The organism is Streptomyces sp. NPDC002785, from assembly GCF_040295565.1.
Taxonomy (GTDB): domain Bacteria; phylum Actinomycetota; class Actinomycetes; order Streptomycetales; family Streptomycetaceae; genus Streptomyces.
Window position 1 is genome coordinate 1 of record NZ_JBEOVN010000277.1, and the last position, 7,637, is coordinate 7,637.

At 67.4% G+C, this 7,637-nt stretch carries 6 protein-coding genes, 1 pseudogene and 1 riboswitch; of the genes and pseudogenes, 3 read left to right on the top strand and 4 right to left on the bottom strand.

The features are described from left to right. Positions 1 to 151: 151 nt before the first annotated feature. Together ABTZ94_RS34875 and ABTZ94_RS34880 are read right to left on the bottom strand one after the other, a co-directional pair. Positions 152 to 499, bottom strand: a pseudogene (locus ABTZ94_RS34875) (HD domain-containing protein); the annotation flags it as partial. Positions 500 to 572: 73 nt separating this feature from the next. After that, complete coding sequence (locus ABTZ94_RS34880) at positions 573 to 1,652, bottom strand: NAD(+)/NADH kinase (protein WP_351207036.1); 1,080 nt, start codon at positions 1,650 to 1,652, stop codon at positions 573 to 575. Between the two features lie 276 nt (positions 1,653 to 1,928). On the opposite strand from ABTZ94_RS34880, the gene ABTZ94_RS34885 reads away from it, so the two are divergent. Further along, positions 1,929 to 2,819, top strand: a complete 891-nt coding sequence (locus ABTZ94_RS34885) for an alkaline phosphatase family protein (RefSeq protein ID WP_351207038.1) — start codon at positions 1,929 to 1,931, stop codon at positions 2,817 to 2,819. Between the two features lie 356 nt (positions 2,820 to 3,175). Here ABTZ94_RS34885 and ABTZ94_RS34890 read toward each other — a convergent pair whose 3' ends face one another. After that, on the bottom strand, positions 3,176 to 4,573 hold the full coding sequence (locus ABTZ94_RS34890) for an APC family permease (RefSeq protein WP_351207040.1): 1,398 nt from the start codon (positions 4,571 to 4,573) through the stop codon (positions 3,176 to 3,178). A gap of 348 nt (positions 4,574 to 4,921) precedes the next feature. Between ABTZ94_RS34890 and ABTZ94_RS34895 the strand changes: the two genes are divergently transcribed. After that, on the top strand, positions 4,922 to 5,239 hold the full coding sequence (locus ABTZ94_RS34895; RefSeq protein ID WP_351207042.1) for a hypothetical protein: 318 nt from the start codon (positions 4,922 to 4,924) through the stop codon (positions 5,237 to 5,239). Positions 5,240 to 5,362: 123 nt separating this feature from the next. Next, entirely contained in the window at positions 5,363 to 6,013 is a 651-nt protein-coding gene (locus ABTZ94_RS34900) for a DUF2461 family protein (protein ID WP_351207044.1), read from the top strand. Positions 6,014 to 6,349: 336 nt separating this feature from the next. Here the strand turns inward: ABTZ94_RS34900 and ABTZ94_RS34905 are convergent, their stop codons facing one another. After that, positions 6,350 to 7,114 (bottom strand): transglycosylase SLT domain-containing protein, encoded by a 765-nt coding sequence (locus ABTZ94_RS34905; RefSeq protein WP_351207046.1) that lies wholly within the window; start codon positions 7,112 to 7,114, stop codon positions 6,350 to 6,352. 4 nt (positions 7,115 to 7,118) lie between these two features. Further along, positions 7,119 to 7,303: riboswitch (cyclic di-AMP (ydaO/yuaA leader) on the bottom strand. Positions 7,304 to 7,637 lie beyond the last annotated feature (334 nt).

The following is a 7,637-nucleotide window of genomic DNA, read 5'->3' on the forward strand; positions in this document are numbered from 1 at the left end:
CTGTTCCGCAGGACCAGCACCCCGGCAGCCCCCACCGGTTGAACCGCATATACACCGGTTGGTGGACAGGGAGCCCCCGTTCGACATCATCCGAAGGCAGGGCGACGCCGATGCGTTACGTCACCGCGATTCGGTCGACTGCGTACGCACGGAGCGCGATCGCCGTCCAGACACGACGGATGCTGTCCTCGGGCACGCCGTGGCTCTGCAGGAATCTCCGTGCCTCGTCGGCACTGCCCACCTCGAACCGGCGCCCGCTGCCGCGGAACTCCTCATTGAGGCCCAGATCGTGGAACATGGCGCCGGCGTAGAGAAGCTCCGGGTCGAAGCTCAGCCCCCGGTTGTGCCCCTGCAGGCCGCCGAAGAAGTGGACCCGGCGGGAGTGGTGGTAGATCAGGTCGTCGGTCGTGTCGCGTACCAGCTCGGTGGCCTCGGCGGCCAGCTTGGTGTCGGGCACCACCACTCCGGCGGCGGCAGGGAGATCGGCACCGCTGGGCATGTGGACTCCCTTGTCGTACGACATGTCGGTTCTTCCTGTCCGATTCTTCAGCTATTGACTCTCCCCTGCCCGGTCAACGACCAGCTGCCTCGGCCCTGTCCGCCGGGGAGAGACTGAGATGGGCCAGGTCGTGCGGGACCGGGCCGTCGGGGCGGAAGAGGGGCGCGCTCTCCCCGTCGGCTGCCGTGGCCGGAGCGTCCGTGAGGCGAAGACGTGTGCGCAGCCGCCCGTAGAAGTCGTGCCGGCCGAGCCTGATGACGCGCAGACGACGCGGAGCCGCGTACACCCCGAGCCAGTCCCCGGCGTCGAGCACGCCGCGCAGTTGGCCGTCGATCGTGACCGCGCCCTGCCCCGAGTGGGGAAGGACCCGCACCGCGACCGGTTCGTCCGGCGCGGCGACCACTGTGCGGTTGAAGGTCATGTGCGCTGCGACGGGTGTGAAGAGGACGGCGTCCATGCGTGGTGAGACCACCGGACCGCCTGCGGCGAAGCTGTAGGCGGTCGACCCGGTGGGGGTGGCCATGATGACGGCATCGGCCGAGTACGAGGCGAGGAGCCGGCCGCCGATATAGACGCCGAGACTCACCTGCCGGTCGCGCGCGAGCTTCTCCACGACGACGTCATTGAGGGCCGTGACGTCCAGCGCCACACCCCAGCCCTCCGCCGCGGCCTCCGCCTCCAGGTCGACATGGGGAGGCGGCAGCATCGGGCGTCGTCCGTAGCCCATCAGGGCATCGATGTCCTTGGGCACTTCCAGCACGCGCGAGGCCCTCATCGTCAGCGTCATGCGCTCCTCGACGTCCGCCCGCCCGTGGTGGACGGCGTCGAGCGCCCGGACGACGTCCTCGGCCGGCACCTCGGTCAGGAAGCCGACCCGGCCCAGGTCGATCCCGAGGACGGCGGCGTGGTTCTTGGCCGCGATCCTGGCGCCGCGCAGAAATGTGCCGTCGCCTCCGAGTGTCACGATGAGATCGGGGTTGCCCGCGACATGGGCCTCCTCCCGTCCTCCGCGCCGGCGCGCGTCGTCGCGCCACACGTCGATGTCCGTGCACGGAACGACTTCGCCCGCACACCAGTCGCGTACGACGCGCGCCGCGGCAACGGCCTCGGGGCGGCCCTGGTGGACAACGACTCCCACCCGCTCGACACTCATCTCGCTCCGACTCCCGTGGTTCGACAATGTGACGATGTCCTGATCCCACCTTGATGGTCCATGGGTGTGCGGCTTCGTCGCCGGGCCGACAGACCGTCCCCGGTCAGGCGATCGGGCCCCTGAGGAGCGCAGCGTGGTCCGCTCACCGCGCGGCAGACTGGTAGGAGAAGGTTCACCGGCTCTTCATGCACGGGCCGCGGCCGAGTCCACCCGACGGCTCCCAGAGTCGCGTCGCCCCACACACATGTACTCGTCGCCCCTGTCCGGAGGACGGTCATGACCGCAGTCCAGGCGCCCAGGCGCAGCCGACACTCCCTCACCGCGCCGGCCGAGGCCGTGGCTCTCGCCGCCGCCTCGATCGGCCTCTGGGCCACCACCGGTTCCACCACACAGGCCGCCGGCCTGCCGACCCCCGATCATGTGGTGGTCGTGGTGATGGAGAACCACGCCTACACCCAGGTGATCGGCAGCTCCGGCGCCCCGTACATCAACAACACGCTCAAGGCGGGTGGCGCCGACCTCACCCGGTCCTTCGGACTCACCCACCCCAGCGAGCCGAACTACTACATGCTGTTCTCGGGCTCCAACCAGGGCCGTACTGACGACAGTTGCGTGGGCGTCGGTTCCCTGTCCACGCCCAACCTCGCCTCCGAGCTGATCGCCGCAGGAAAGACCTGGGCCAGCTACAACGAGACGCTGCCCCGCCAGGGTTCGACCGTCTGCAGCAGTGGTGATTACGCCCAGAAGCACAACCCCTGGTTCGGTTTCTCCAATGTGCCGACCAGCACGGCGAAGACCATGACGCAGTTCCCGACCGACTTCAGCGCCCTTCCGAAGGTCTCGTTCGTCGTGCCGAACCTGTGCAGCGACATGCACGGCTGCCCGGTCTCCACCGGTGACACCTGGATCAAGAACAAGCTGGGCGCCTATGCCGACTGGGCCAAGACCCACAACAGCCTCCTGGTCGTCACGTTCGACGAGGACAACAAGCTGTCGGGGAACCGCATCCCGACCGTTCTCTACGGTCAGCACGTCACCCCCGGCAGCTCCAGCGGTGCCACCTACAACCACTACAACGTGCTCCGCACCCTGGAGGACCTGGCCGGCCTGACGACGCACGCCGGCAACGCGGCCTCGGCGTCCGACATCTCCGGCATCTGGAACTGACACCCGTGTATCTCCGTCCCGGCGGAGCACCAGGGGGCGGGCAGGCGCTGGTGGGCACCGGTCAGGCCCTGGCAAGGATCGCCTGCTCACTTGCGTTCGGCGCCGCCTGGAGCCTGTGGGACGGGCGGACGAGTCTCACCGTCACCGCTGCGGCGCTGACGGTGAGTGCTTTGACGGCCTCGATCGTCCTCAGCGGCGCAGATCGTGACGCGAAGTGTGCCGCGGACCGTTCCGGCCGACGGCACCGGTGCGCTCCGTCGGTGATGGCCCCCGCCGTCGCCCCGGCCTTTCCGGGGTGACGGCTCAGCAGGCCGGGCAGAGTACGGGATGGGGGGCGCCGGGCCCCGGTCATCCGATCAGGGCTGCACATCCTCCGGAATGCTGACCAGCCAGCGGGTCTCCCGGCGAGGCCGCAGATACAGCGCCCAGTAGAGCGTGGCGACCGCGGTGATCCCGCCGGTCCACAGCAGGTACTCGGTCTCCTGCTGGGTCAGGATGTACGCGAGCACGGCGATGAGCAGTACGGGGATCGCAGGCCACAGCGGCATGCGCCAGGCCGGTGCCTCGCGGTGCGTGCCGCGGCGGCAGAGCAGTGCCGCGACCGCGACCAGCAGATACATGCCGGTGACGGAGACGCCGGTGACGCCGTACAGGGTGTCGAGGTTGACGAAGCAGAGCGCCGCGCCGGGGACGCCGACGACCAGGGTCGCCACCCACGGGGAGCCGAACCGGCCGAGTCGGGACAGAGCGTTGTTGATCGGCTCGGGCCATGCCTTGTCGCGGGCGGAGGCGAACAGGACCCGTGAGTTCTGGATGACCATGACGATGCCCGCGTTGATGATCGCGAGGGCTACGCAGAGGCTGACGAACGTACCGACGGCCGAGTTGGACCAGGCGGCGACCATGGTGTTGAGGTCGCCCGAGGTCAGGGCCGCGAGGTCCGGGGCGCCCAGCGTGATGGCGATGACCGGGACGAGGATGACCGCGGTGGAGATGGCGAGGGTGGCGAGTACGGTGCGGGCCACGTTGCGCCGAGGGTTCTCCAACTCCTCCGAGAGATAGACGGCCGTGGAGAAGCCCTGGGTGATGAACAGCGCGATCGCGAGCCCGGAAACCACCATCATCGCGGTGACCGTGGAGGTCGTGCTGCCCGAGGAGGCGACCGACCCGTGCACCAGCGCGGAGGCCCCGCGCTCGGAGTGCGCGAAGCCGAGAACGGCGACGACGCCCGCCGCGATCACTTCGAGGACGAGGAAGATCCCGGTGATCCACGCGTTGGCGCGCAGGTCCAGGAGACCGGCGAGGGTGGCGAGCACCATGACGCCGGCGCCCGCGGCGGGTGCCGGAATGTGCACGACGGGAGCGAGATAGTCGGCCGTCCCCATGGCGATGACCGGGGGCACGACCATCACGACCAGCAGGGAGAGCACGAAGACCAGCCACCCGGCCAGCCGTCCCGCCATGGTCGACACCATGGCGTACTCACCTCCCGCACTCGGTATGAGGGTGCCCAGCTCCGAGTAACAGAAGGCGACCGCGATACAGAGCAGCGAGCCGATGGCAATGGTGAGAGCGGTGTACGTACCGAGGCTGGAGAACAGGTCAGGTACAACCACGAAGAGTGTCGAAGCGGGCGTCACGCAGGAGAGCGTGAGCAGTGTCCCGCCCACGACACCGATGGAACGCTTGAGCTTCTGTGGAATGGGGCCGGTCGCTGGAGCGAGCGCCTGGGGAGCGCTGAGCGTTTCGGTCATCGTGCGATTCCGATCAACAGGTGCGGTGTCTGAGCGCGGGAGCGGTATCGCCTCCAGACGAGGACGTGGTGAATGGTTTCGTCGCTCCCAGCGCGACATGCAATCCTGACGAGTTCCGTAGGTCAAGAGAGGTTCACCTTCGGAATTCGTTGTTTGGGTGACCAGATCCGACGATTTGGCGTTAAGAGTGCGTCATCCTCTGGGGATCGGCGGGTGCGGGAACCGCAGCAGGATCCGGTGCAAAGTTTCGCCGATTCCAGATTCCGGAAGGGTGCGGGCGTCCCGGGCGCCACGATGCGCGGATGGCCGCGGGTCGCGCATCCACGGTCTTGATGCCAGCCTGGTGACATGGCTTGGGCGTCATGGACGACTCGCGGTGTGTTCTCCGGGCACGGTGGCGTGCTCACGGACGAGGTCGGCGTCCTGTCCGGAGACCTGACCGTTCACACGACCTGGGCCGATGACACGGCCCAGGTCACTGTGCAGTACACGGGTGCGATCGACTGGTTCACCATGTCGGGCAGCCCCGTGCCGTGCTGCTCGGAGGGTGACAGCCGACGCCTTCACGAGGCGGTGGTGGAGTCCGTCCGGGAGGGAGCAGCGGCCACGGTTCCGAGGCCTCCGCCGCGGAAGCCGGAGCGACCGACCGAGAGCGCCCAGGAGTGAGAGTCATGTCGACGGGGGCGCGGGTGTTGCGGTCCGGATCACCGGGTGGCGGCCCGGTTCGGTCGGTGCGGCGGTGTCAGGTGCGCGCTCGCCCTCAAGTCCCGGATCACTAGGATCTCTTGCGTGAGCCGAGCCTTCAGTGGTTGGACAGAGCAAGCATTCGAGCTGCTTCTCCGGTTGGAGGGCACACCCCCGCAAGAAGCGCGCGAGAAGCGCCGAAAGGACCGGGAGCACCTCGTCCGGCAGCCCATGATCGCGTTGCTGAACGATGTGGCCGACGCGGACCGGGCGTACGAAGACTTCTCCGTCTGGGGGTTCCGGAAGGACCCGTGGTGGTGGCAGCACCAAGTGGCGGTGATCCGGATCGCGCGCAACGTCGAGATCGGTCTCCGCTTCGACCTCGACGGGCTCCGGATCAAGGGGGGCTGGGCCTACCCGGACCCGGGGCAGGTCCCATTGTTCCGTGCGGCCGTTGCCGCGCAGGACAGTGGACGCGAGCTGGTGCGCGCCATCGAGGCATTGGGGGCGCAGGGGTACCAGATCACCGGGGACACCATGAAGCGCATGCCACGCGGTCATGACGCCGGTCATCCCCGTGCCGACCTTCTCCGGTACCGCTCGGTCTCCGCTGCCCGTCCCCTCGGCGGGGACTGCGCGCAGCACACGTCGACACTGGTCGAGGCCGTGCTCCAAGCGGCGAATGAGTTGGAGCCCCTGCTCTCCTGGCTCGCCGGCCATGTGGCCGTTACCGCTTCCCGTCGGCGCACCGACTAGTGCCGCGACCGGCAAGGTTTGCCCGTCAAGGAGCGGCGATCGGTGCGTGTCGCAAGGCGACCGGAAGCCCTTGGGTGGGGCCTCCCCTGCTCGAACGTAGCTGAGAGCTTGAGGAAGGAGCTACCTGGGCTTTTGACCAACGCCGCGAGCGCGCGTGCCGGGCGTCGCGACGGGGCAAACCTTGCCGGTCGCGGCACTGGCACCGCTTCCGCATGCCGTCCAGGCGGGTGAGCAGCCGAAAGGCGGTCCCTGACCGGCGGGTGTGGTCCTTTCCGAGGGGCCTGTTCGGCCCCTCGGAACCCGTCGGTCCTGAACCGCCATCGGCACTGCTGCGACTCAGTAGGCCCCGAAGACGTTGTCGATGGAGCCGTACTTGTCGGCGGCGTAGTTGCACGCTGCGGTGATGTTGGCGACCGGGTGGTAGCTGTCCATCGGCGTACCGGGCACGTGGTAGGCACGGAACGTCGGGTCGATGATCTGGAGGAGGCCCTTGGACGGCGTTCCGGCGGCGGCGTTCGAGTCCCAGTTGTTGATGGCCAGGGGGTTGCCGGAGGACTCGCGCATGATGTTGCGGTGGATGCCGTTGTAGCTGCCGGGGATGCCGTGCTGGGCCATGACGGCCAGCGACTCCTTGATCCAGCCGTCCAGATTGTTCGTGTACGTCGCGGGCTGCACGGCCGGTGCGGCAGTGACAGTGGCGGCCGTAGCGGTTGCGGAAGTCTTGGACTCGGCCTGGGCGCCGATTGTCAGCTTCATGCCCGGGAGAACCAGTGCGGGGTTTTCGCCGACGATCTCTCGATTGTGCTCGTACAGCTTCTGCCAGCCGCCGCTGAGGGAATGCGCCTGCGCGATCTTGGAAAGGGTATCGCCAGCGATCACGGAATAGATGGTGGGCGCGGTCTTCTGCGCGGACGTTTCCTTGACGGCGGCGACGGTCGACGCCGCAGCCTTTCCGGCGGTGACGGACTGGGCCGGCGCGGCCGAGGCGAAGTCGGCACCGATCAGCGGAAGCACGAGAGCGACTCCGCCCGTGGTCGCGGCGATGAGACCGCGGGTCAGCGAAGTCGGCTTACGACGAAGGTGGTTACCCGTTGTGGACATAGCGAATTCCTCTCCGTCGCCTACGAGGTGAGCTGTCGGGTTCGGACTGGAGATGTCCGGCCGCACGCAATGCGGCTTCACCCCGAGCCGTTCCGAATACCGGACCGGCGGCTTACCTGGGTCCCCCGCTCCCGCCGTACATGAGTGGTCGGATTGCCGGACGGCGGCAGGATTCGGCGTTCCGCCCGGATTGACGGTGACCGTAGGCGAGAAACACCGAAGGGAACAAGTCCCTATTTTTGGATCACAATTCATTTGCAAGATCGAATCGTGGAATTGGCAGTAATCCACCTCACTTCGCGAAGTCAAAATTCCTCGCACATAAGGGAACCGAGCTGCGCGCCGCGGCGGCTTGGGCTCTGAACGTGACTCACACCACAGAGTTCCTAAAAGGGGCAATTCGGCCAGCACTCAAAGGTCGCAACTCTCCCCAAGCACCCCTTTATCAACCAAAGGATCATTTCCATATAAATCACTCACATTTGGACATTTGCATGGCGATCCGAGTGGCTCTCGGATCGCC

What these genes read in the sequence shown, in the direction of transcription:
- ABTZ94_RS34880 (WP_351207036.1), bottom strand. Translation starts at nt 1,652, where the DNA reads ATGAGTGTCGAGCGGGTGGGAGTCGTTGTCCACCAGGGCCGCCCCGAG.
- ABTZ94_RS34885 (WP_351207038.1), top strand. Translation starts at nt 1,929, where the DNA reads ATGACCGCAGTCCAGGCGCCCAGGCGCAGCCGACACTCCCTCACCGCG.
- ABTZ94_RS34890 (WP_351207040.1), bottom strand. Translation starts at nt 4,573, where the DNA reads ATGACCGAAACGCTCAGCGCTCCCCAGGCGCTCGCTCCAGCGACCGGC.
- ABTZ94_RS34895 (WP_351207042.1), top strand. Translation starts at nt 4,922, where the DNA reads ATGGCTTGGGCGTCATGGACGACTCGCGGTGTGTTCTCCGGGCACGGT.
- ABTZ94_RS34905 (WP_351207046.1), bottom strand. Translation starts at nt 7,114, where the DNA reads ATGTCCACAACGGGTAACCACCTTCGTCGTAAGCCGACTTCGCTGACC.